Genomic DNA, 272 nt, shown 5'->3' on the forward strand with positions numbered 1-272 from the left:
CGCGGCCGCGCCGCCAGGCCCGCTTCGCGGTGGTCACCGACTACCTGCACGGCGATGGCGACAACATCCGCGACCTGTTCGAGACCCAGGGCGCCGATGCGGTCGGCGACCAGTACCTGGATTACATGCGCCGCTACTACACCGCGATGGAACTGGACGGCGCGCCGACCCTGGACGACGCCGACCCGCAGCGGCTGCGGGTCGGCGAGGCCTACCGGCTGGACTGGCACCGGCGCGACAACGACGTGGTCGGCTTCCCGCTGTTCCAGCTG

1 protein-coding gene is annotated in these 272 nt (G+C 71.3%); it reads left to right on the top strand.

The genetic code is table 11. The features are described 5' to 3' along the window. The coding region (locus SB775_RS29560; RefSeq protein WP_410864799.1) for a hypothetical protein at nt 1–272 on the top strand (272 nt) is incomplete at both ends.

The sequence above is a fragment of the Peribacillus sp. SIMBA_075 genome (genome assembly GCF_046534585.1).